Raw genomic sequence first — 21,915 nt, 5'->3', positions numbered from 1 at the left:
AGCCCTCTCCCGCGCACGGGAGAGGGCTTGGCGAGGGCGCAGCCGGCCTTTCGCGCCCGGATCGCGGCCCTCTCCCACCCGATTTCCCGGCCTTTTCCGAATCCCTGCGACAACGCGCCGGCTAAACTAGGCGCATGTCCGACCCCGCTCTCGATCTGCTCCGCCGCGTATTCGGCCACCCCGACTTCCGTGGCGAGCAGCGGCAGATCGTCGAGCACGTCACCGGCGGTGGCGACGCCCTGGTCCTCATGCCCACCGGCGGCGGCAAGTCGCTGTGCTACCAGCTGCCCGCCTTGCTGCGCGAGGGCTGCGGCCTGGTGGTCTCGCCGCTGATCGCGCTGATGCAGGACCAGGTCGAGGCGCTGCGCCAGCTGGGCGTGCGCGCGGCTTACCTCAATTCCACGCTCGACGCGGCCGGCGCCGCGGAGGTCGAACGGCAACTGCTCGCCGGCGAGCTGGACCTGCTCTATGTCGCGCCCGAGCGGCTGCTGACCGGGCGGTTCCTCTCACTACTGGAGCGCGCGCGCATCGGCCTGTTCGCCATCGACGAGGCGCACTGCGTCTCGCAATGGGGCCACGATTTCCGCCCGGAATACCGCCAGCTCACCGTGCTGCACGAGCGCTGGCCCGACATTCCGCGTATCGCCCTGACCGCGACGGCCGACGCGCCGACGCGCCGGGAGATCGCCGAACGCCTGAACCTGGAGGACGCGCGCCAGTTCGTCAGCTCCTTCGACCGGCCGAATCTGCGTTATCGCGTGGTCCACAAGGACGGCGGCGGCGTGCGCCAGCTGCTGGATTTCCTCGACGGCCACCGCGGCGAGAGCGGCATCGTCTACGCCTTTTCGCGCAAGCGCGTGGAAACCGTGGCCGAGCAGTTGCAGGCGGCGGGGATCAACGCCCTGCCCTACCACGCGGGCATGGAGGCATCGCTGCGCGCCGGCAACCAGCGGCGTTTCCTGCAGCAGGACGGCATCGTGATGGTCGCGACCATCGCCTTCGGCATGGGCATCGACAAGCCCGATGTGCGTTTCGTCGCCCATGTCGACCTGCCCAAGTCGATCGAGGGCTATTACCAGGAAACCGGCCGCGCCGGCCGCGACGGCGAGGCCGCCGAGGTCTGGCTGAGCTACGGACTGGGCGACGTGGTCAACCTGCGCCAGATGATCCAGCAGGGCGAAGCCGGCGAGGAGCGCAAGCGCCTGGAGCTGCGCAAGCTCGATGCGCTGCTGGGCTACTGCGAATCCACGCAGTGCCGCCGGCAGGCGTTGCTCGGCTGGTTCGGCGAATCGCACGCGGGCGCCTGCGGCAACTGCGACAACTGCCTGGAGCCGCCGCGCAGTTGGGACGGCACGCAGGCCGCGCGCAAGGCTCTGTCGTGCGTGTACCGCACCGGCCAGCGTTTCGGCGCGGGGCATGTCATCGACGTGCTGCGCGGCGTGAGCACCGACAAGGTCCAGCAATGGGGCCACGAGCGCCTGAGCACCTGGGCCATCGGCAACGACCTGGACGAACGCCAGTGGCGCGGCGTGTTCCGGCAACTCGTGGCGGGCGGCCTGCTGGAGGCCGACGTCGAACACCACGGCGCCCTTCGCCTCACCCCGGCGAGCGGGCCGGTGCTTCGCGGCGAAGTCGAGCTGCGTTTCCGCCACGAGCCCGAGAAGCCGACGCGTGGCCGGCGTGGCCGAGGCGGCACGGCCGCCGCGCCGATGATCGACCTGGATCCGGACTCGCAGCTGCGCTTCGACGCGCTGCGCGAATGGCGCACGACCACCGCGCGCGAGCAGAACGTCCCCGCCTACGTCATCTTCCACGACAGCACCCTGCGTGCGATCGCCCAGGCCGCGCCGGACGACCTGGACGAGCTCTCCCGAGTGCCCGGCATCGGCGCCAGCAAGCTCGACCGGTACGGCGAGGCGGTGCTGCAGCAGCTGTTCGACGCCGCCTGAGCGCTCAGGTTGGCGCCGCAGCTGCCGCTATCCAGAGTGGGCCAACCGGGCGGCCCATCGTTCATGCGTCCTCGCGCCACAGACACGGCCGGGGCCGTATAACCGCGAAAACCCGCCACGTTCAGGGTCGTGGAGGACAACATGGGACTGAACATAGAAGGTGGCTGCCTTTGCGGAGCCGTGCGCTACCGGGCCACTGCGCCACCGGTGTCGCGCAGCATCTGCCACTGCCGGAGCTGCCGGCGCGCGAGCGGCGCACCCTCGGTCGCGTGGTCGACCTTCCATGTCAACAGCATCGTTTTCCTCAGCGGCATGCCCGTGCGCTATCGCTCATCGACCCACGTGGTGCGCACGTTCTGCGGCAACTGTGGCACGCAGCTGAGCTACCGGCACGACGACGACGTGGGCAGCATCGACATCACGACCGCCACGCTCGACGCGCCCGAGGAGTTTCCGCCGACCAAGGAAATCTGGATCGAGCACAAGCTTCCGTGGGAACGGACCAACGAGGCGATGCGGCATTACCCGCGCACGAGCACGTCGTGATGAAACAGGGAGGCAGACGATGTCGGAGCAGATGATCTTCGACGGTGGCTGCCTCTGCGGCGCCATTCGCTACCGCGCGACCAGCGCACCGTTGCGCGGCGTGATCTGCCATTGCGGGATCTGCCGGCGCCACTCCGGTGCGCCGGCCCTGGCGTTCGTGCATTTTCCCGCCGCGGCCTTCCAGTGGCTGACTTCACCGCCGAGCTGGTACCGCTCCTCTCCACACGCCGAACGAGGCTTCTGCTCCGTGTGCGGAAGCACGGTGGGCATGCGCGAGGATGTCCTCGCCGACCGCGTGCAGGTATGCGTCGGCAGCCTCGATGCTCCATCCGCCGTACGCATCGACGACCACGTCTGGACGAAGTCCCGCTTGCCATGGTTCGACACCACCGATGGCCTCCCCCGTTTCGCGCACAGCAGCACGGCCGTGCCCAGCCAGGCCTCGAGCACAGACTGACGCAATGACTGCAGTGGCGCTGCGACGGAACCTCCCGCGTGGTGGGCCCGATGCCTGTTCCGCAATCGTCACATTTTCGCATCGACAACAGCGATGCACCCAGCGAAAGTCCCGCGCGCACCGGCGACGGAACGCCCCATTCCCTCAGGCAATACCGATGAATGCCCTACTGCAATCCGGAGTGCTCTTTCTCCTGCTCTTCCTGGTCTCGCTGCCGCTGCGTGCTCATCTCCCGACTTTCGTACACGTTTGCGCGGTAGCACTGGCGGTGGACCTCGTCCTCGTGCTGATTCGTCGGAGCACGCGCTCGCGCGCCTACTAAGTCCTTTGCGGTGCGCATATCGGCTGGATCAACCACCCAAGGGTGCTGGATGGACCTCGGAGCTTCCGCATGCTGGTGCCGAATGTCGGCCGCGATTGCGGTACCCGGCGGCCGATCCCGCCTCGCCATGGCCTAGCATCATTTGCCGCCCAAGGAAAGGTGCCATCACCGCGATCGGGGCCGCAGCCACGAGGCGCGCCCGCCTTGGCTGTAGACTATCCAGTCTTTCAAAGCAGGAACCCGCATGAACAAGGCACAGCTCGTCGAATCCATCGCAGAACGTTCGCAGCTCACGAAGACCCAGGCCGAAGCCGCGGTCAATGCGCTGGTCGAGTCGGTGACGCAGGCCCTGAAGCAGGGCGAGGTCGTCACGCTGGTCGGCTTCGGCACGTTCGAGGCCCGCAACCGCGCAGGCCGCACCGGCCGCAACCCGAAGACGGGCGAAGACATCGCGATTCCGGCGACGATCGTGCCCGCGTTCAAGCCGGGCAAGGCATTCAAGGACGCGCTGAAGTAATCGCATCCGTGTAGAACGCGGCCGCATTTGCGGCCGCGTTTGCTTTGACAGGCGTATCGAGCCGAAGCCGCACGCGATACAGCAAAGAAGCGCATTGCGCTGCATCGAAATTCGACTTCGGTACAGCGATGGGCCAGCCCTGAAAGACTACCCGCCGGTAAATTTCGCCCGCGGAAGTTCCCTGCGGCGAACGCGTCTTGAACGCCAGCGCCGTCCACGACACCTTCGGCGGCCCGCCCACTTGAACGTTGCTGGGGATGGCCACGTTCGTCCAGCACCGGCATCGCTACCCGAGCGCAGCATCGTTGGCATCGTCACGGCCTTCGAACAGGACGAAACCGGCTTCCGCCGTAGCCGCTATCGCGCCACCGTTGAATCGCCGCTCGCGCGCCTGGGCCTGCGCCATAACAGCCGCATCTTCCAACGGGTCAACGCCACCGAGATCCTGGCGACGCTGCTGAAGGAGCACCGCGTGATTGGCACGCGCACTGCGTACTCGGCGGCACACGAGCCGCGCGAGTACTGCGTCCAGTATCGCGAAAGCGACTCGGAGTTCTTTCATCGGCTGGCGACCGAAGAGGGCATCGTCCACTGGCATGAAGTCAGCGAGGGTCTCCACGCGCAGAAAGACATGAACCGGACGGTGCTCAACGACAGCAGTAGCACCGTCAAGGGCAACGATACGGACACGGTCGTGGGTACGCGCACGGTCAAGGTGACTGGGGAGGTCAGCGAATCGTACGAAGCCGGTGAAAGCAAGACCATCTCCGCTGGCGGCTATACCGAAACCATCACGGGCAACTTCACCACCACGCTGACCGGAAACTACACCAGCCAACGCGACGGCACCTGGTCCGAGAACGTGACACAGACGTCCAGCCGGACGGTGACGGGTGCGGTCACCGAAACCCTGCATGGCGGTCGCACCGTGATGATCTCGGCCGCAGGTGACCTGCACGGCAACGCGCTCTTCCAGCGCTTCGCTTTCGTCGTGACCTTTGAAGTCGCCGACTACCATCAGCTTCAGCGGAAGCTCGATTTCAGCCTTCTGGTCGCCGGTTGCCGGCACGTACTTGATATTGATGCGCTCGGTCGGTGCTACCGATCCAGTCTTCTTGTTGTTCATTGCCTGCATCCTGCACATTTGGTGAGCGCCGCATCGGTGTCAGGCATGGAGCTATTCCATGCTTTTGCGTGGACACTTTGCCGCGAGATGAATGGCTATTCATCTGAAGCCGAAATTACCAACGGCACGCCCGGAGTGCATATCAGACGATTCCGAATGTTCGATCGAGCCTTAGTTGCAGTGCGGTCCACCGGCAGCGCAGGCTCGAAGGCTCGCGTTTGGCACGCCACACGCCGCCGCGGTCTCGACCTGCATCTTCGGGCGCACGGAAGAATTCAGCGGGCGCCTCGGCGCGCTGTCTCGCGGGTGTCTGTGGGCGCGGAGTGCATGCCTGTGTCGAAACCCACTGCCTAAACATCGCCACGCTCGAAGTGCGCGGCAATTCCCGGCAGGCCTTCCACTAGCTCAGCGCCCCGGTTGCCCAGGCTGGCCAGCCGCATAGCGAACTCGAACCGACCCGTGCCGCGCCGATGTGACGCGTGCTCCACCGCAACACGGTGCCTTGCGGAAGCGGCGGTCTGCTGAAGGATGGTGGGCCGTGATGGATTCGAACCATCGACCAGCGGATTAAAAGTCCGATGCTCTACCGACTGAGCTAACGGCCCACGTTTTGAAGATCGGCGCGACCGCGATGCGGCGCGCGGGCCCGACGTTGCGCCGGGGCGTGCATTCTAGCGCAGGCCGCCGTGACGGTGCAGGCGACGCGCCGGGAAGATTCAGGCGTAACGCGTGGGGTCGGGCATGCCGGCCGCAGTGAAGCCTTCGGCACGCAGGCGGCAGGCGTCACAGTGGCCGCAGGCGCGGCCTTCGTCGTCGGCCTGGTAGCAGGAAACGGTCTGCGCGAAATCCACGCCCAGGCGCACGCCCTCGCGCACGATGTCGGCCTTGCTCATGAACTGCAGAGGAGCGTGCACGCGCAGGCCCGCGCCCTCCACGCCGGCCTTCGTGGCCAGGTTGGCCAGCTTCTCGAACGCGTCGATGAACTCCGGCCGGCAGTCCGGATAGCCCGAATAATCCACGGCATTGACGCCGCAAAAGATGTCGTTGGCGCCGAGCACTTCGGCCCAGCCCAGCGCGATGGACAGCATGATGGTGTTGCGCGCGGGCACGTACGTGACGGGAATGGCGTCCTTCACCGCCGCCTGTCCGACCGCGTGGCCGTCGGCATCGGTGGGCACGAGGATCGATTCGTCGGTGAGCGCGGAGCCGCCGATGCTGCGCAGGTCGACGTTCACCGTCTTGTGCGCGACGGCGCCGAGCGACGTCGCGACGCGGTCGGCAGCGTCGAGTTCGGACGTGTGGCGCTGGCCGTACCGCACGCTCAGCGCATGCACGGCGAAGCCCTGCGCGCGGGCGATGGCGACGACGACGGCGGAGTCCATCCCGCCCGATACCAGGACGACGGCGTTCTTCATGGGGTTCCTTCAATACGAGCCGGCTCAGCGGCCGGGCTCGTCATTCCACAGGATCTTGTGCAATTGCAGCTGGAAACGCACCGGCAGTTTGTCGGCGACGATCCAGTCGGCCAGGTCGCTCGGCTTGATCTGAGTGAAGCTGGGCGAGAACAGCACGTCGCAGACCTCGGTCAGCCGGTGCTCCGCCACAATACCTTTCGCCCAGTCGTAATCCTCGCGCGAGCAGATCACGAACTTCACCTGATCGTGCGGCGTCAGCAGCGGCAGGTTGGACCACAGGTTGCGGTGCACTTCCATCGAGCCCGGCGTCTTGATGTCGAGCACGCGCGAAACGCGCAGGTCGACGTCGGCGATGTCGATCGCGCCCGAAGTTTCCAGCGAGACCTCATAGCCGGCATCGCACAGGCGCTCGAGCAATCCGATGCAGCGCTTCTGGGCGAGCGGCTCGCCGCCGGTCACGCAGACGTGGCGGGCGCCGTGCTGGGCGACCTCGGCCAGGATGTCGTCGATCTGCCGCCACTCCCCGCCGTGGAAGGCGTAGGCGGTGTCGCAGTATTGGCAGCGCAGCGGACAACCGGTCAGGCGCACGAAGACGGTCGGCCAGCCGATAGCACGGGCCTCGCCCTGCAGGGACAGGAAGATTTCGGTGATGCGCAGCCGGTCGGGCGATGCGGCGGCCGCATCGAGGGGGACGGCGTTCATGCCGCCATTTTAGCGGATCAGCGCAGCCGGCCGAGCTGGATCGCGTTGAGGCGGTCGCTGGCGGTGCGGGCGGCGTCGGTGCCGGGGTACTTCGTGGAGACCTCGGCGAGCGTGCGCTCGGCGGCCTCGACCTGCTTCTGGTTGAACTGCGACAAGCCGATCTTGAGCATGGCGCCCGGGGCCTTGTCGTGGGTCGGGTAGCGGTCCAGCAGCGACTGGAACTGCACCTGCGCCATCTGGTAGTTCTGGGTGACGTAGTAGCTCTCGCCCAGCCAGTACAGCGCGTTGGGCGTGTAGGCACCCTCGGGGTGGGTCTCGATGAAGGCCTGGAACAGGCGGGCCGATTCGACGTAGTCGCCGGCCTTCAGGGCGTTGAACGCGGCGTCGTAGGCGACGCGCTCGTCGGCGCTCTTGGCGATCGCGCCCTTGTCGCCGTAGACCGCCGGAGGGCGGTCCTTGGCGGCGGCCGACGGCGCGGCGGGCTTGCCCGCCGGCGCCGGGGCCGCGTTGGGAGCGGGCGGGACGACCGCGCCACTCTCCAACCGGTTGATGCGACCGTCCAGGTCCAGGTACTGGGCCTTGGAACTCTGCAGCAGTTGTTGATTCTGCTGCTGCAACTCCTCGACCTGCGAACGCAGGGCCTGGACCTCGTTGCGCAGCGCCGAGACCTGGTTGAGCAGGTCCACGTTGCCCTGGTTGTTAGCCGCCTGCTGTTCGAGAACAGTCACGCGGTCGGCCAGGCTGGCGCGCTGGGCGACAGCAGGCGCGGCGACCACGAAGGTCGCCGCGAATGCCATGACGAGTACGGTCTTGCGGATCATCGTCAACGCTTACTTAGCGGTGTAGACGATCTCGACGCGACGGTTCTTGGCCCAGCAGTCCTCGTTGGAGTCGGTGCAGACCGGGCGCTCTTCGCCGTAGCTGGTCACGGTGATCTGGCTGCCCGAACCACCGTTGGCCTGGATGGCCGACGACACGGCATTGCCGCGGCGCTCGCCCAGGCCCAGGTTGTATTCGCGGCTGCCGCGCTCGTCGGCGTGACCTTCGAGGGTCATACGCGAGGACGGACGGTCACGCAGGTACTTGGCATGGCAGCCGACGATGGCCTGGAACTCCGGACGCAGGGTGTCCTGGTCGAAGTCGAAGTACACCACGCGCTGGCGCAGGCAAGCGTCGGTGTCCAGATCGTTCGGGCCGTAGACGCCCGACGTGGCAGGCTGCTCGACGGGGGCCGGGGCCGGGGCGGTTTCGGTCGGAGGGGTTTCCTTGACCTTCTTGGAGCAGGCCACGGCCGCGGTGCAAAGCACGGCGGCGAGCAGGATGCGAGTCGTGTTATTCATGGTTCTTCCTCGTCAAATCGGGGACAGTTCGGGGCGAACAGCTGTAATCAATACACCGCTATCGTCATATCAACGCGGCAAACGGAACGGCCCCCAGGCGGGCTCACGCACGTCCCCATCCGCAAGCACCAGGCGCTGGCGCACCCGGGCATCGGACGAAACGGCGTAGAGCACGCCCCGGCGGCCCTCGCGCGCAGCATAAAGGATCATTGCGCCGTTAGGTGCAAAGCTGGGCGACTCGTCGAGGGAACCGGGCGAAAGTGTGCTCCAGCGCGCAGCGCCCAGCGTGCTGTCCATCAGGGCGATGCGGTAGTTGTTGCCGGCGCCCTGGGCGGTGGCGATCTTCTTGCCATCGGCCGACACGCTGGCGCTGGCGTTGTAGCTTCCCTGGAAGGTCACACGGGTGGCGCTGCCGCCGGTGGACGGAACCGAATAGATCTGCGGACGGCCACCGCGGTCGGACGTGAAGTAGATCGTGCCGCCGTCGGCACTCCAGGTCGGTTCGGTGTCGATGGAGAAGTGGTTGGTCAGCTGCGTCAGTGCCTTGCTGCCCAGGTCCATCACATAGATCTCGGGATTGCCGCTGCGCGAGAGGGTCAGCGCCAGTCGGCGACCGTCCGGCGAGAACGACGGCGCACCGTTGATGCCCCGGTACTTGGCGACCAGCTCACGCGCACCGGTGGCGATGTTCTGGATGTAGATCGACGAGCTGCCGCCTTCGAAGCTCACGTACGCGAGGCGGTTGCCGTCCGGACTCCACGACGGCGACAGCAGCGGCTCGGGCGAGCGCACCACGGTCTGCGGGTTGAAGCCGTCGGAGTCGGCGACCATCAGTGCGTACTGCGCACCGCGACCGGTACCGGTGGCCGTGACGTAGGCGATGCGGGTAAAGAACGCGCCACGCACGCCGGTGATCTTCTCGTACACCGCATCCGCGATCTGGTGCGCGACGTCGCGCATCGCGTTGGCGCGAGCGGTCAGTGCGAAACCCAGCAGGCGCTGCTGCTTGGCCACGTCGAACAGCTCGTACTCCACGCGGTAGCTGCCGGCGCCGGCGTCGAGCACGCGGCCCACCACGATGTAGTCCTGGTTGAGCGCACGCCACGTCGGGTAATTGATCTCGCCGCCGCGGGTGGGCTTCTCGGTGATGTCGTTGACCGGCAGTGGGCGGAACTGGCCCGAACGCGCCAGGTCGGCGGTGACCACCTCGGCGACGTCCGTCTGCGGCGCGGCGGCACTGCCCTGGTAGGGCATGGGCACCACGACGATCGGCAAGGCCGCGGCGTTGCCGCCGACGATGTCGATCTCCAACCCTTGCTGGGCGGCGGCGGACAGGGGCAGCAGGAGGGCAAGCAGCGAGGCCAGCCAGGCGAGGGATCGTTTCATCGGCACTCCAGTCATCAATCCATTCGTTGGGCGGATCGGCGCAGGGACAATCCGTTCAGCTTTGTAATTGTTAACGCCGGCAGGTGAACGCCGGCTCAAAACTGAACCCTGCCCGCGACTCCTTCCCGGCCAGCGGGGCCGACCGGGACCCAAGCCTGGACCGCTCAGCGGTCCTCGGCGGTGAAGTTCAGCGTGAGATTGCGTTCGAACACCGACTCGAAGCCGGCGAAGGGCAAGGGCTGGGCCTTGAGCACGGCCGCCTCGATCGAGCGGCGACCCTGCTCATCGTAGGCGCAGGGCGATGACACTTCCGCACTCATCACCTGCCCGCCCGGGAGTTGGCGGATCACCAGCCGACAGCGCGCGCCGACCGGCACCGTCTCCGGCCGCGTCCATTTGGCGAGGATCGCCTCTTGGAGCGCCGCGGCGTAGCGGGCCTTGAGGCCGGCGTCGGCGCCGTTGTTGCCCGGGGGCGGGCTGGCGTCGCTGGAACCGGTGCTGGGCGCGGTCTCGCTCGAGGACTGGCGGGCGCGGACGTCGGCGATCTGGCGCAGGCGCTGCTCGGCCAGATTGGCCTCGCGGGCGGCCTGTTCGCGCTTCTTGCGGATGTCGGCGAGCTTCTGCTGGCGCTCCTGGTCCTGCTGTTCGGCCAGGCGGCGCTGCTGTTCGACTTGCTGCTGGCGCTTCTGCTCGGTCAGGTCGACCTGCTCCTGCTTGCGCTTGAGTTCCTGCGCCTTCTTTTCCTCGGCCGGCGTCGGGGTCAGCGTTTCGACCACCGCCTCCTGGTTCTCGGTGTCGGGCACCGGGATGAAGTCCTGCGCCTGCTGCTGCGGCGGCGCGACCGCATCCTGCGGCACCGGCTCCGGCAAGGGCTGCGGAAGCGGCGCGGTGTCCTCGGGTTCTGGCGGCGGCGGCACGTCTTCGATCGGCTTGGGCCGGTTGCGCAGCGTGCGCTGCATCGCCGGCGACAGAGCGTTGGCGTCGATCAACTCGGCCGAGACCGGCGAGCCGGCCACGGACACCGGCGCCGTGGCACGCGTCCAGAACAGACCGATGAACATCAGTCCGAACAGGAACACATGCAGCAGCAGCGCCCAGACGATCGCCTGCGTGGTGTCGGCGCGCGACTCGCGCATCAGCGACCGCCCTGGGTGGCCTGGTCGGGTTGGCTCATCAGGCCGACCTTCTTCACGTTGGCGCTCTGCAGGAGCACCAGCGCGTCCATCACCCGCTGGTAATTGGCCTTGGCGTCACCGGCCACGAACACCGCCACGTCCGGATTCTGCGAGACGATCGCGCGCACCTTGGCTTCCAGCGCCTTCGCATCGACGGCTTCGTTGCTGCCGGACTTCACCGTCAGGAAGTAATGGCCTTGCGCATCGACGCTGACGATGACCGGGTCCTTCTTCTCCTGGATCGACTTGGCGTTGGACTGCGGCAGGTCGATGTCCACGCCCAGGTTCAGCAGGGGCGCGGTGACCATGAAGATGATGAGCAGCACGAGCATCACGTCGATGTACGGAACGACGTTGATCTCGGCTTTGAGCTTGCGCTTGCGATGGCGGCGCGCGGTGATCCCGGCCATGGCCTTCCTCTACTGTTCCGGTGCTTCTGATGCCAGTGCGGAGTAAGAGTCCGCACATTGGCGTGCGGGCTCTTGCGACGGACTCGCGCTAGGTTTCGTCGACCTGGCGCTGCAGGATCGAGGAGAACTCTTCGGAGAAGGCGTCGTAACGGACCGACATGCGCTCGACCTTGGTGGCGAAGCGGTTGTAGGCCCACACCGCCGGGATGGCCGCGAACAAGCCCATCGCAGTCGCGACCAGCGCTTCGGAGATGCCCGGCGCGACTGTGGCGATGGTCGCCTCCTTCATGTTCGCCAGACCCTGGAACGAAATCATGATGCCCCACACCGTGCCGAACAGGCCCACGTATGGGCTGATCGAGCCGACGTTGGCGAGGAACTCCAGGTTGTGCTCCAGGCCATCGATCTCGCGCGAACCCGTGGCGCGCATGGCGCGCTGCGCGCCTTCCAGTTGCATGCGGCTGTCGGCGCCGCGGCGCTGGCGCAGGCGGCTGAATTCGCGGAAGCCGGCTTCGAAGATGGCTTCCAGTCCGCTGACCTCGCGGTTGCGCTCGGTCGCGCCGGCGTAGAGCTTGGACAGCTCGGCGCCCGACCAGAAGCGTTCTTCGAACTGATCGGCCTCGCGCGCGGCACGGTCGAGCACGCGCTTCTTGCGGAAGATGATGACCCACGAGGCGATCGAACCGAACAACAGCAGCAGCATCACCAGCTGGACCGGGATGCTCGCATGCAGCACCAGCTGCAGCAGATTGAGGCTGTTGGCGTCGGCGGCGCCGGCGGTCACGGCCTGCGCGGCAGCGCCTGCGGCGTTTGCGGCGTCTTCCGGCAGGGCTTCGACCGAGGTGGCCTGCAGCGCGGTCAACAGTGGCGTCATGCTTGGTTCTCCGTGCCCGTCTAGCGGGACTGTCTGCAACGTGTGTCTTGTTTGTCGGGTGGTACGGTCAGCGCGGCCGTTCGAGCGCCTTGAGCTCTTCCAGCAGCGGCGACGGGATTCCGCGCGGGCGGAACCCGGCGGCGTCGAGCGCGGCCACGCGCACCTGCGCAGTCAGCAGCACATCGCCGCCGCGGCGAATCGTCTGTGCAAACACCGCGCTGGCGCGGCGGCATTCCACCAGCTCGACCTCCACCGCCAGCGCATCGTCCAGTCGCGCCGGCTTGAGGAAGTCGATCTGCATCGCGCGCACCGCGAACACCAGATCGTGTTCGCTTCGCAGGGCCTCCTGGCCATGACCCTCCGCGCGCATCCATTCGGTCCGTGCGCGCTCCAGGAAGGCCACGTACCGCCCGTGGTAAACCACCCCACCGGCGTCCGTATCTTCCCAATAGACGCGTGTCGGCCAACTGAACGTCGCCGAAACCGTCTCGCCCGTCATGGCTGTTCCTCGAAAAGACCGCCCGTGCCGGGCTTGGGCTTCAGGCCGATGTGGCGATACGCCTTCGGCGTGGCCATGCGGCCGCGTGCGGTGCGGATCAGGTAGCCCTGCTGGATCAGATACGGCTCGACCACGTCCTCGATCGTGCCGCGCTCCTCGCTCAGCGCCGCGGCCAGCGATTCCACGCCGACCGGGCCGCCGTCGAAGGAATCGACGATGGTGTGAAGCAGGCGGCGATCGAGTTCGTCGAAGCCTTCCGGGTCGACTTTCAACATCGCCATGGCCGCGTCGGCCACTTCGCGCGTGATGTCGCCGCCGGCGCGCACCTGTGCGAAGTCACGCACGCGGCGCAGCAGACGGTTGGCGATGCGCGGCGTGCCGCGCGAACGCCTGGCGATCTCCGCCGCGCCCTCCGGTTCGCAGGCGATGCCCAGGATCTTCGCCGAGCGCCGCACGATCCGGGTGAGCTCCTCGGCGTTGTAGAACTCCAGGCGCTGCACGATGCCGAAACGGTCGCGCAGCGGCGCCGTCAGCAGGCCCGCGCGCGTGGTCGCACCGATCAGGGTGAAAGGAGGCAGATCGAGCTTGATCGAGCGCGCGGCCGGGCCCTCGCCGATCATGATGTCGATCTGGTAGTCCTCCATCGCCGGATAGAGCACTTCCTCGATCGCCGGCGACATGCGGTGGATCTCGTCCACGAACAGCACGTCGTGCGGCTGCAGGTTGGTCAGCAGCGCGGCCAGGTCGCCGGCTTTTTCGATCACAGGGCCGGAGGTCTGGCGCAGGTTCACGCCCAGTTCGTTGGCGATGACGTGGCTCAGCGTGGTCTTGCCCAGGCCGGGCGGCCCGAAGATCAGCACGTGGTCCAGCGCCTCGCCGCGCGCCTTGGCCGCCTCGATGTAGATCTTCATCTGCTCGCGCACCGGCTGCTGGCCGAGGTACTCGTCCAGCCGCTTGGGGCGGATCGAGGCCTCGATGGCCTCGTCCTCGCGCGTGGCGCCGGCGGCGATGATGCGGTGATCGTTCATCCGCCTATGTTCGCACGCGCGGCGCGTGGGTCACAGCGACGTGGGGCACGCTCCGGCGCCCATCAGATCTCAACCTGCGCGCCCAGTTCCACCAGCCGGTTGCCCGGAATGCGGAAGAACCCGGTCGCCGGCGCCGCATTGCGGTGCATGAACGCGAACAGCCGGTCGCGCCAGATCGGCATGCCGCGGTGACGGCTGGCCACCACGGTCTCGCGGCTGGCGAAGTACGTGGTGTCCATCGGGTCGAAATAGGTGCCGCCGGCGTCGCAGGAACGCATCAGCGCGAGCGGGACATCGGGGACTTCCATGAAGCCGAAGCGGATCAGCACGCGGTAGAAGTCCTCTCCGGCGATCGACTCGATCTTCAGGCGCTTTTCCCTCGGCGCGTACGGGATGTTCAGCGTCTCCACCGTGAGGAAGACGTTGCGCTCGTGCAGCACCTTATTGTGCTTGAGGTTGTGCAGCAGCGCGTGTGGCACCACGCCCTTGTCGGCGGTCATGAAGATCGCCGTGCCCGGCACGCGCACCGGCGGTGCGAGCATCAGGCCGGGGATGAAGCTGTCCAGGCCGATGCCTTCCTTGCGCACCTCGTCGTGCAGCAACTCGCGGCCACGACGCCAGGTACGCAGCAGCGTGAACACGACCACGCCCAGCAGCAGCGGGAACCATGCGCCGTCCAAGAACTTCGCGCCGTTGGCGACCACGAAGCCCACATCGACGATGAAGAACACCAAGCACAGCGGCAGCACCCACGTGCGCCAGCGCGGCCACAGCGCGCGCGCGACCAGCGCCAGCAGCAGCGTGTCGATCAGCATCGTCGCCGACACCGAGATGCCGTAGGCCGTGGCCAGCGCGGTGGAACTGCGGAACATCAGCACCACGACCAGCACCGTTACCATCAGCAGCCAGTTGATGCCCGGCACGTAGATCTGACCGATGGTTTCGTGCGAGGTGTGCTTGATCTGCATGCGCGGCAGGAAGCCCAGCTGCATCGCCTGCCGCGCCACGGAGAACGCGCCGGTGATCACCGCCTGCGAGGCGATCACCGCCGCCATGGTCGCCAGCACGATCATCGGATACAGCGCCCACGGTGGAACGGCTTCGAAGAACGGGTTCTTCACCGCCTCCGGATGCGCGAGCACGAAGGCGCCCTGCCCCAGATAATTCAGCGTCAGGCACGGCAGCACCATGAAGTACCAGCCGTGGCGGATCGGCCGGGCGCCGAAATGGCCCATGTCCGCGTACAGCGCCTCGCCGCCGGTGACGGCCAGCACCACCACGCCCAGGATCATCACCGACAGGAGGCCGTGCGACATGAAGAACTGCATGCCCCACCACGGATTGAGCGCCTGGATCACGGCCGGCGCCTTGACGATGTTGTAGATGCCGATCGCCGCCAGCGAGAAGAACCACACCAGCATCACCGGGCCGAACACGCGGCCGACCTTCTCCGTACCAAAGCGCTGGGCGAAGAACACCAGCACCAGAATGACCACGGCCAGCGGCACGATGAAGCGATGCAGCCCGGGCGCGGCGACTTCCAGGCCTTCGACCGCGCCGAGCACGGTGATCGCCGGCGTGATCACGCTGTCGCCGAAGAACAGCGACGCGCCGAAGATGCCCAGGATGCCCACCACGTAGGCCGATCGCGAGCCCTTCGCCAGCGTGCGCTGGGCCAGCGCCATCAGCGCCATGATGCCGCCTTCGCCCTGGTTGTCGGCACGCATGATGATGGTCACGTACTTCAGGGTGACCACGATCATCAGCGCCCAGAACACCAGCGACAGCATGCCCAGCACGGTCGCTTCGTCCACCACCATGCCCAGTTGCTGGGCGAAGTGCGGCGAGAACGCTTCCTTCAGCGTGTACAGCGGGCTGGTGCCGATGTCGCCGAAGACGACGCCGATCGCGCCGACGACCAGGCCGGCCAGCCCCTGCTTGCCATGGCCGTGGCTGCGCGAATCGGTTGCGGGAAGGGACATGGGATAGGAATCGACAAGGGCGGCGCGAAGCGCCACGGGTCAACGAAGCGCGGACTTTAGCGCTTTGCGGATGATGGTGGCAGCGTCGTCGCCGACGGCCACGGCTTCGCGCGCCATGCGCACGGCCTCGGCGGGCTTGTAGCCCAGCTGCTGCAGGGCGATGACGGCCTCGCTCTGCGGATCGGCCGCGCCGCCCGGTGAGGCGAGCGTGGCGCCTGCGCCGGCGAGGTCCGCCGCGCGATCGCGCAGTTCCACCACCATGCGCTCGGCGGTCTTCTTGCCGATGCCGGGGATGCGCGTCAGCGCGGTGATGTCACCGGCCTGGACGAGCCGTGCGAATTCGTCTACCGAAACGCCGGAAAGGACCGCCAGCGCGATCTTCGCGCCGATGCCGGAGACCTTCTGCACGTCGCGGAACAGCCTGCGTTCGCCTTCGCGCAGGAAGCCGTACAGCGACACGCTGTCTTCCTTCTGCGCGTAATGCGTGAACAGCGACACCTCGCGCCCCAGGTCCGGCAGGTCGTAGAAGGTGCTCATCGGCGCTTCCAGCTCGTAGCCGACGCCATGCACGTCCACGACCAGCCACGGCGGCTGCTTGAAAACCAGGGTGCCTTTGAGGCGGCCGATCATCGCAACGCTCCTGGGTGAAGCGGAAACACGGAAGTGAAAACAATGAAGGAAACGCCGCGAGCGCACGCAACGCATCGGCGCGAAAGCGTCGCCTTCCCGGGTTTCCGCCCCCCGTTCCCGTTCTTGAAGCTCATGACCCCCGCCTGCGCAGCAGCGCCGTCGACAGGCCGGTTCGCGCCGACGTAGCGCTCATGTGGGCGTGGGTGAGCGCCACCGCAAGGGCGTCGGCGGCGTCGGCCTGCAGCTTCACTTCGGGCAGGTTCAGCAGCAGCCGCACCATGTGCTGGACCTGGTCCTTGTCCGCCGCACCGCGCCCGACCAGCGACTGCTTGATCACCCGCGGCGCGTACTCGCTGATGGGGATGCGCCGCCGCACGACGGTGGCCAGTGCCGCGCCGCGGGCGTGGCCCAGCTTCAGCGCGGAGGTCGCCGACTTGTCCATGAACACCGTCTCGATCGCCACCTGATGCGGCTGCCACTGGTCCAGCAGCGCCTCCAGCCCCTCGCAGAGCAGGCCCAGGCGCGACGGGAAGTCCTCCGCGTCCAGCAGCTTCAGCGCCTGCGCGTGCACGAACGTGCAGCGCCCGTCGGCGGCGACGTCGATGACGCCCACGCCGGTGCGCTGAGAGCCGGGATCGATGCCCAGGATGCGGATCACGTCGTCAGCCTATACCGGACGCGAGGGTCAGGCGTAGGCGCCCTCGTCGAGGTCGGCGTTCGAATAGACGTTCTGGACGTCGTCCATGTCTTCCAGCCAGCGCAGCAGCTTGACCACCTGCTGGGCGGTCTCGCCGGCGACGGCGATGTCGTTGTCCGCGCGCATCGTCACTTCGGCGATGTCGGCGGCCAGGCCCGCGGCGTCCATGGCGGCCTTCACGCTGGCGAAGGCGTCCGGCGCGGTGATCACGTCGATGGCGCCGTCGTCGTAGACGACCACGTCGTCGGCGCCTGCGTCGATGGCGACCTCGGTGATCCTTTCTTCGTTGGCCCCGGCGGCGAACGACAGCACGCCGACCTTCTTGAACATGAAGGAGACCGAGCCGTCGGTACCCAGGTTGCCGCCGAACTTGCCGAACGCGTGGCGCACATCGGCCACGGTGCGGACCTTGTTGTCGGTCAGGCAGTCGACGATGACGGCGACACCGCCCGGGGCGTAGCCCTCGTAGCGGATCTCCTCGTACACCACGCCTTCCAGCTCGCCGGTGGCCTTCTTGATGGCGCGCTCGATCACGTCCTTGGACATGTTGACCGACAGCGCCTTGTCGACCGCCGCGCGCAGGCGCGGATTGCCCGACGGATCGCCGCCGCCGCCGCGGGCGGCCACGCCGATCTCGCGAATGATCTTGGTGAAGATCTTGCCGCGCTGCGCGTCCACCGCGTTCTTGCGCGCTTCGATCGAGGGACCTCTGCCCATGGAGTCTTCCGGCTGAAACGTGTCGAAGCCGACAATTTTACTCGATCGGACCGCCGCTGCCGCGCACCGGGAAGCGCCCGTCGCGGAAGAAACCCACCGCCAGGCGGACCACTTCGGGCGAATACAGCAGGCCGGTGTGGCTGACCGGGATCACGGCATGGTCCGCCAACCCGGGCAGGCGAGTCTCGGCGACCGCCACGGTGCCGTCGTTCTCGCCTTCGAACCGGCCGAAATAGCGTCCCAGCCCCAGCGGCGTGCGCCCGGCGACCATGCCGATGGCGGCCGGCCCGTTCCACACCGGGCAGCCCTGGCGGAGCAAGCGGGCACTCCGGCCCAGGTAAGGCGCGCTCCAGGCCTGGGCCGCGAGGGTTTGCGCGGCCGCGCTTCCGCACAGGGGCGAGCCCAGGCACACGACGCGGGCGACGGGCAGGTCAGGGTGGGATTCCAGCGTGCTCAGGGCGACCAGCCCGCCCAGGCTGTGGGCCAGCAGATGCGCCGGGCGCCCGCGCAGGCGCTCGGCCAGCCGCGGCAGTGCCGCATCGGGGCCGCCGGCGATGGTCGCGTAGCCGAAGAAGTCGGGCTCATAGCCTTCCGCACGGAGCCGCCGCGCCACCCAGTGCATCGACAGGCGCGGCATCCACAGGCCGTGGAGCAGGACGACGCGGCGGGTGTCGGAGGGATCGGTCATGCCGGCATGGTGCCCGAAGTCAGTCCCATTGCCGTCGTTCCCGCGAAGGCGGGAACCCAACGACCCGCCGCCATTCCGGCTTCCGGAGAGCGTGATGCCGGCCGCCTTGGATCCCCGCCTTCGCGGGGATGACAGCTGAAAGGTCTACCAGCCGAAGGCGCTAGTCGACAGCTGCCGCCCTGCGCAGGATGAATTCGTGGTCCCGGGTGCTCCCGACCACGAAGTCGTAGTCCCCCACCCGCTCGAACCCGTGCCGGGCATAGAACCGCTGCGCACCCAGGTTTTCGCTCCACACGCCGATCCACAGCGTGCGCGGTCCGTCGCGCAGCAGCCACGCCTGCGCCGCATCGAACAGGCGCGAGCCCCAGCCACCGTTGTGGTGTTCGCGCAGCACGTACAGGCGCTTGAGCTCGCCGTCGCCGGGTTGCACGTCGTCGTGCGGCAATGCGCAGGCGCCGGCCGTCGCATAGCCGACCGCCACGCCGTCGACCTCCAGCAGCCAGGTCGCATACGCCTCATCGGAAAGCAGCGAGGCCCATTCCGCAACGGAATAGGCCTCGTGCAGGAAGTGACGCAGATCCTCCGGCGGGTACAGATGGCCGAAGGTTTCGGTGAAGCATGCCGCGGACAGCGCCGACAGCACGTCGGCATCGGCAGACGTCGCGCGGCGCAGTTGCATGCTTACTTCTCGTCCTCTTCGTCTTCCTCGGACTCTTCGTCCTCGTCTTCCTCGTCCTCTTCGGCGTCTTCGTCCTCTTCCTCGTACTCGTCGCCGAAATCCTCACCGTCCCAGCGGAACTGGTCGTCGGCCACGAACGCCATCGAGACCTGCCCGCCGGTCGTGCGCGTGCGCACCAGCCAGCCGCCGAACACCTGCGCGCGCTCGGTCACCAGGCCTGCACCTTCGGACGAACCGGTCTCGCCCAGCAATTCCCACTCGAGATCAAAAGCCACTTCAGTCATTTCGTTTTACTTCCCTTCTTTGGGTCGAACCTGGATGTGCACTTCCGCCAGCTGGACGTCCGGCACCGGCGACGGGGCGCCGGTCATCAGGCACTGCGCAGTGGTGGTCTTGGGGAACGCGATGACGTCGCGGATCGACTCGGTGCCCGCCATCAGCGCGGCGATGCGGTCGATGCCGAAGGCGATGCCGCCGTGCGGCGGCGCGCCGAAGCGCAGCGCGTCGAGCAGGAAGCCGAACTTGCCTTCCGCCTCTTCCGCGCCGATGCCGAGCAATTCGAACACCGCGCTCTGCATCTGCGAGTTATGGATGCGGATCGAACCGCCGCCGATCTCGTTGCCGTTGAGCACCATGTCGTAGCCGCGCGACACGGCGGTCTTCGCGTTGGCGCGCAGGTCGTCGATCGAATCGACCGCCGGCGCGGTGAACGGGTGATGCAGCGCGACGTAGCGGCCTTCTTCCTCGTCCCACTCGAACATCGGGAAGTCGGTGACCCACAGCGGCGCCCAGCCTTCCGCGACCAGGCCCAGGTCATTGCCGAGCTTCAGGCGCAGCGCGCCCATGAAATCGCTGGCGGACTTGTACGTGGCCGCGCCGAAGAAGATCGCATCGCCCGTCGTGGCGCCGGTGGCCTGCACGATGGCGGCCAGCGTCGCGTCGTCGAGGAACTTGGCGATCGGCGAATTGACGCCCTCGCGGCCCTTGGCGGCGTCCTCGATCTTCATCCACGCCAGGCCCTTGGCGCCGTACTTGGCGGCGTGCGCGGCGTAGTCGTCGATCTGCTTGCGGCTCAACGTCGAGGCGCCCGGAACGCGCAGCGCGACCACGCGGCCGTCCTCGTGGTTGGCCCAGTCGGTGAAGACCTTGAACTCGCAGTTCTTGACGAGCTCGGCAATGTCGGTGAACTCCAGCGCGATCCGCAGGTCCGGCTTGTCCGAACCGTAGCGACGCATCGCTTCGGCGTAGGTCATGCGCGGGAACTGCGCCGCCAGCTCGACGTCCATCACTTCGCGGAACACGGCGCGGATCATTTCTTCCACCAGGTCCTGCACGTCGCGCTCGGACACCCACGCGAACTCCATGTCGAGCTGGGTGAACTCGAGCTGGCGGTCGGCGCGAAGCGCTTCGTCGCGGAAGCAGCGCGCGATCTGATAGTAGCGATCGAAGCCCGCCATCATCAGGATCTGCTTGAACAGCTGCGGCGACTGCGGCAGCGCGTAGAACTCGCCCGGATGCATGCGCGCCGGCACGAGGAAGTCGCGCGCGCCTTCCGGTGTCGCCTTGGTCAGGATCGGCGTCTCGATGTCCTGGAAGCCGCGCGAATCCAGGTAGCGGCGCAGTGCCTGCACCAGCTTGATGCGCGTGCGCATCATCTGCTGCATCTCGGGGCGGCGCAGGTCCAGGTAGCGGTACTTCAGGCGGATGTCCTCGCCCGCGTTCTCGTGGGCGTGGAACGGCAGCGGCTCGGCCTTGTTCAGCACCTCGATCCGGGTCGCGACGACTTCGACCTGGCCGGTCCGGATCTTGTTGTTGACCGACTCACGCTTGCGCACCACGCCGGTGACGCGCAGGCAGTCCTCGTAACCCACGTTCGCCGCGGTCGCGATGACGGCCGCGTTGGCCTCGCCCGCGCCCAGCGCCGCGTCCGTGGTCGGCTCGGCCACGATCTGCACGATGCCCTCGTGGTCGCGCAGGTCGATGAAGCACAGGCCGCCGAGGTTGCGGGCGACGTCGGCCCAGCCGCAAAGGGTGACGGTCTGGCCGATCAGGGCCTCGTCGACGAGGCCGCAGAAATGGGTACGCATGGGGGCTCCAGTGGATCGCAACGGTCCGGCGCGGGGCCGGAGAACCGTGCATTTTAGCGGCAGCCGCGGGCGTTGGCCCATGCGCGGCCGGCGGTCGGGCGCCGGCGGGTGCGGGCGTGGCGCCCGGCCCCGTCAGGCCTTGGCCGGCGGGTCGGGCTTCTTCTCGGCCGGCTTGGCTTCGGCGGGCTTGGATTCGGCGGGCTTGCTCCCGCCGGCGGCGGACCCCGAGCCGCCCTCGCCCGCCAGGTTGCGCTTCTTGTCGCCGTCCTTCTTGAAGTCGGTCTCGTACCAGCCGCCGCCGGCGAGGCGGAACTGCGGCGCGGTCAGCTGGCGGCGCACCTGCGGCTCGCCGCAGGCCGGGCACTGCGCCGGATCGGCGTCCGACAGCTTCTGCAGACGGTCGAAGGTGTGGCCGCAGGCGGCGCACTCGAAGGCATAGATCGGCATGGCACCGCGGACATTGCGAAAGTCAGGCGGGCATTTTGGCGGCGAATGCTCGATTTTCAAGGTCATCGGGCCTTGCCGGCGGCCGGATCGGCCGACGCGCGGCCCGCAGATCCGCCATGGGCAGGTCCGCTCACGGACTCCTCGCGCGCACTTCCTGCGGCGAAACACTGTGATTCTGGCTCACGCGCGAGTTCCGCCGCACACGCGCCCTACACTGCGGATCCCCCACGTCGGATCACGCA

The 21,915-nt window shown here is 67.5% G+C and carries 24 protein-coding genes and 1 tRNA gene; 5 read left to right on the top strand and 20 right to left on the bottom strand.

Annotated elements, in window-relative coordinates:
• The first annotated feature begins 134 nt into the window (after window positions 1-134).
• The 5 genes from recQ (at window position 135) to AAFF32_RS08090 (ending at window position 5,271) form a co-directional block, all read left to right on the top strand.
• Complete coding sequence (gene recQ, locus AAFF32_RS08110; RefSeq protein WP_342317027.1) at window positions 135-1,949, top strand: DNA helicase RecQ; 1,815 nt, start codon at window positions 135-137, stop codon at window positions 1,947-1,949.
• A 141-nt stretch (window positions 1,950-2,090) separates the two neighbouring features.
• Window positions 2,091-2,495, top strand: a complete 405-nt coding sequence (locus tag AAFF32_RS08105; RefSeq protein WP_254200382.1) for a GFA family protein — start codon at window positions 2,091-2,093, stop codon at window positions 2,493-2,495.
• 19 nt (window positions 2,496-2,514) lie between these two features.
• Window positions 2,515-2,952 carry a GFA family protein gene (locus AAFF32_RS08100; RefSeq protein WP_216960025.1) on the top strand — a complete coding sequence of 146 codons (438 nt, stop codon included), beginning with the start codon at window positions 2,515-2,517 and terminating at the stop codon, window positions 2,950-2,952.
• A gap of 566 nt (window positions 2,953-3,518) precedes the next feature.
• Window positions 3,519-3,791, top strand: coding sequence for an HU family DNA-binding protein (locus tag AAFF32_RS08095; RefSeq protein WP_216960027.1), 273 nt, complete (start codon window positions 3,519-3,521; stop codon window positions 3,789-3,791).
• A gap of 241 nt (window positions 3,792-4,032) precedes the next feature.
• Complete coding sequence (locus tag AAFF32_RS08090) at window positions 4,033-5,271, top strand: contractile injection system protein, VgrG/Pvc8 family (RefSeq protein WP_342317026.1); 1,239 nt, start codon at window positions 4,033-4,035, stop codon at window positions 5,269-5,271.
• Between the two features lie 175 nt (window positions 5,272-5,446).
• Here the strand turns inward: AAFF32_RS08090 and AAFF32_RS08085 are convergent.
• The 20 genes from AAFF32_RS08085 to AAFF32_RS07990 form a co-directional block, all read right to left on the bottom strand.
• Window positions 5,447-5,522 (bottom strand) — tRNA-Lys (locus tag AAFF32_RS08085).
• A 111-nt stretch (window positions 5,523-5,633) separates the two neighbouring features.
• Window positions 5,634-6,332: a 7-cyano-7-deazaguanine synthase QueC gene (gene queC, locus AAFF32_RS08080; protein WP_342317025.1), complete on the bottom strand. Its 699-nt coding sequence runs from the start codon at window positions 6,330-6,332 to the stop codon at window positions 5,634-5,636.
• Window positions 6,333-6,356: 24 nt separating this feature from the next.
• Window positions 6,357-7,034: a 7-carboxy-7-deazaguanine synthase QueE gene (gene queE / locus AAFF32_RS08075; RefSeq protein WP_216960044.1), complete on the bottom strand. Its 678-nt coding sequence runs from the start codon at window positions 7,032-7,034 to the stop codon at window positions 6,357-6,359.
• Between the two features lie 17 nt (window positions 7,035-7,051).
• Window positions 7,052-7,831: a tol-pal system protein YbgF gene (gene ybgF, locus AAFF32_RS08070; protein ID WP_216961822.1), complete on the bottom strand. Its 780-nt coding sequence runs from the start codon at window positions 7,829-7,831 to the stop codon at window positions 7,052-7,054.
• A gap of 33 nt (window positions 7,832-7,864) precedes the next feature.
• Window positions 7,865-8,374, bottom strand: a complete 510-nt coding sequence (pal, locus tag AAFF32_RS08065; RefSeq protein WP_216960047.1) for a peptidoglycan-associated lipoprotein Pal — start codon at window positions 8,372-8,374, stop codon at window positions 7,865-7,867.
• A gap of 69 nt (window positions 8,375-8,443) precedes the next feature.
• Window positions 8,444-9,760: a Tol-Pal system beta propeller repeat protein TolB gene (gene tolB / locus AAFF32_RS08060; RefSeq protein WP_216960050.1), complete on the bottom strand. Its 1,317-nt coding sequence runs from the start codon at window positions 9,758-9,760 to the stop codon at window positions 8,444-8,446.
• Window positions 9,761-9,924: 164 nt separating this feature from the next.
• A complete protein-coding gene (tolA, locus tag AAFF32_RS08055; RefSeq protein ID WP_216960051.1) occupies window positions 9,925-10,896 on the bottom strand; it encodes a cell envelope integrity protein TolA in 972 nt (323 codons plus the stop codon).
• Entirely contained in the window at window positions 10,896-11,345 is a 450-nt protein-coding gene (tolR, locus tag AAFF32_RS08050) for a protein TolR (protein ID WP_216960053.1), read from the bottom strand. The genes tolA and tolR overlap by 1 nt, the downstream gene beginning before the upstream one ends.
• An 88-nt stretch (window positions 11,346-11,433) precedes the next feature.
• Window positions 11,434-12,219 carry a protein TolQ gene (gene tolQ, locus AAFF32_RS08045; RefSeq protein ID WP_216960055.1) on the bottom strand — a complete coding sequence of 262 codons (786 nt, stop codon included), beginning with the start codon at window positions 12,217-12,219 and terminating at the stop codon, window positions 11,434-11,436.
• A 67-nt stretch (window positions 12,220-12,286) separates the two neighbouring features.
• Complete coding sequence (gene ybgC, locus AAFF32_RS08040; protein ID WP_216960057.1) at window positions 12,287-12,718, bottom strand: tol-pal system-associated acyl-CoA thioesterase; 432 nt, start codon at window positions 12,716-12,718, stop codon at window positions 12,287-12,289.
• Window positions 12,715-13,746 carry a Holliday junction branch migration DNA helicase RuvB gene (gene ruvB / locus AAFF32_RS08035; protein WP_216960058.1) on the bottom strand — a complete coding sequence of 344 codons (1,032 nt, stop codon included), beginning with the start codon at window positions 13,744-13,746 and terminating at the stop codon, window positions 12,715-12,717. Before ruvB ends, ybgC begins: the two co-directional genes overlap by 4 nt.
• A 62-nt stretch (window positions 13,747-13,808) precedes the next feature.
• A complete protein-coding gene (locus AAFF32_RS08030; protein ID WP_216960060.1) occupies window positions 13,809-15,728 on the bottom strand; it encodes a potassium transporter Kup in 1,920 nt (639 codons plus the stop codon).
• 39 nt (window positions 15,729-15,767) lie between these two features.
• On the bottom strand, window positions 15,768-16,358 hold the full coding sequence (gene ruvA / locus AAFF32_RS08025) for a Holliday junction branch migration protein RuvA (RefSeq protein WP_216960062.1): 591 nt from the start codon (window positions 16,356-16,358) through the stop codon (window positions 15,768-15,770).
• A 130-nt stretch (window positions 16,359-16,488) separates the two neighbouring features.
• Complete coding sequence (gene ruvC / locus AAFF32_RS08020; protein WP_216960065.1) at window positions 16,489-17,016, bottom strand: crossover junction endodeoxyribonuclease RuvC; 528 nt, start codon at window positions 17,014-17,016, stop codon at window positions 16,489-16,491.
• 27 nt (window positions 17,017-17,043) lie between these two features.
• A complete protein-coding gene (locus AAFF32_RS08015) occupies window positions 17,044-17,772 on the bottom strand; it encodes a YebC/PmpR family DNA-binding transcriptional regulator (RefSeq protein ID WP_216960068.1) in 729 nt (242 codons plus the stop codon).
• Window positions 17,773-17,809: 37 nt separating this feature from the next.
• Window positions 17,810-18,460 (bottom strand): alpha/beta hydrolase, encoded by a 651-nt coding sequence (locus AAFF32_RS08010; RefSeq protein WP_216960071.1) that lies wholly within the window; start codon window positions 18,458-18,460, stop codon window positions 17,810-17,812.
• Window positions 18,461-18,620: 160 nt separating this feature from the next.
• Window positions 18,621-19,139: a GNAT family N-acetyltransferase gene (locus tag AAFF32_RS08005; RefSeq protein WP_342317024.1), complete on the bottom strand. Its 519-nt coding sequence runs from the start codon at window positions 19,137-19,139 to the stop codon at window positions 18,621-18,623.
• A 2-nt stretch (window positions 19,140-19,141) separates the two neighbouring features.
• A complete protein-coding gene (locus AAFF32_RS08000) occupies window positions 19,142-19,423 on the bottom strand; it encodes a DNA primase (protein WP_216960077.1) in 282 nt (93 codons plus the stop codon).
• A 6-nt stretch (window positions 19,424-19,429) separates the two neighbouring features.
• Window positions 19,430-21,226 carry an aspartate--tRNA ligase gene (gene aspS, locus AAFF32_RS07995; RefSeq protein WP_342317023.1) on the bottom strand — a complete coding sequence of 599 codons (1,797 nt, stop codon included), beginning with the start codon at window positions 21,224-21,226 and terminating at the stop codon, window positions 19,430-19,432.
• Between the two features lie 132 nt (window positions 21,227-21,358).
• The gene (locus tag AAFF32_RS07990; protein WP_216960083.1) at window positions 21,359-21,673 is read right to left on the bottom strand and encodes a zinc ribbon domain-containing protein; all 315 of its coding nucleotides are present in this window, start codon (window positions 21,671-21,673) and stop codon (window positions 21,359-21,361) included.
• Between the last annotated feature and the right edge of the window lie 242 nt (window positions 21,674-21,915).

Source organism: Lysobacter sp. FW306-1B-D06B, assembly GCF_038446665.1.
In the GTDB taxonomy this organism is placed as follows: Bacteria; Pseudomonadota; Gammaproteobacteria; order Xanthomonadales; family Xanthomonadaceae; genus Lysobacter_J.
This window is presented reverse-complemented; position numbering and strand designations above follow the sequence as displayed.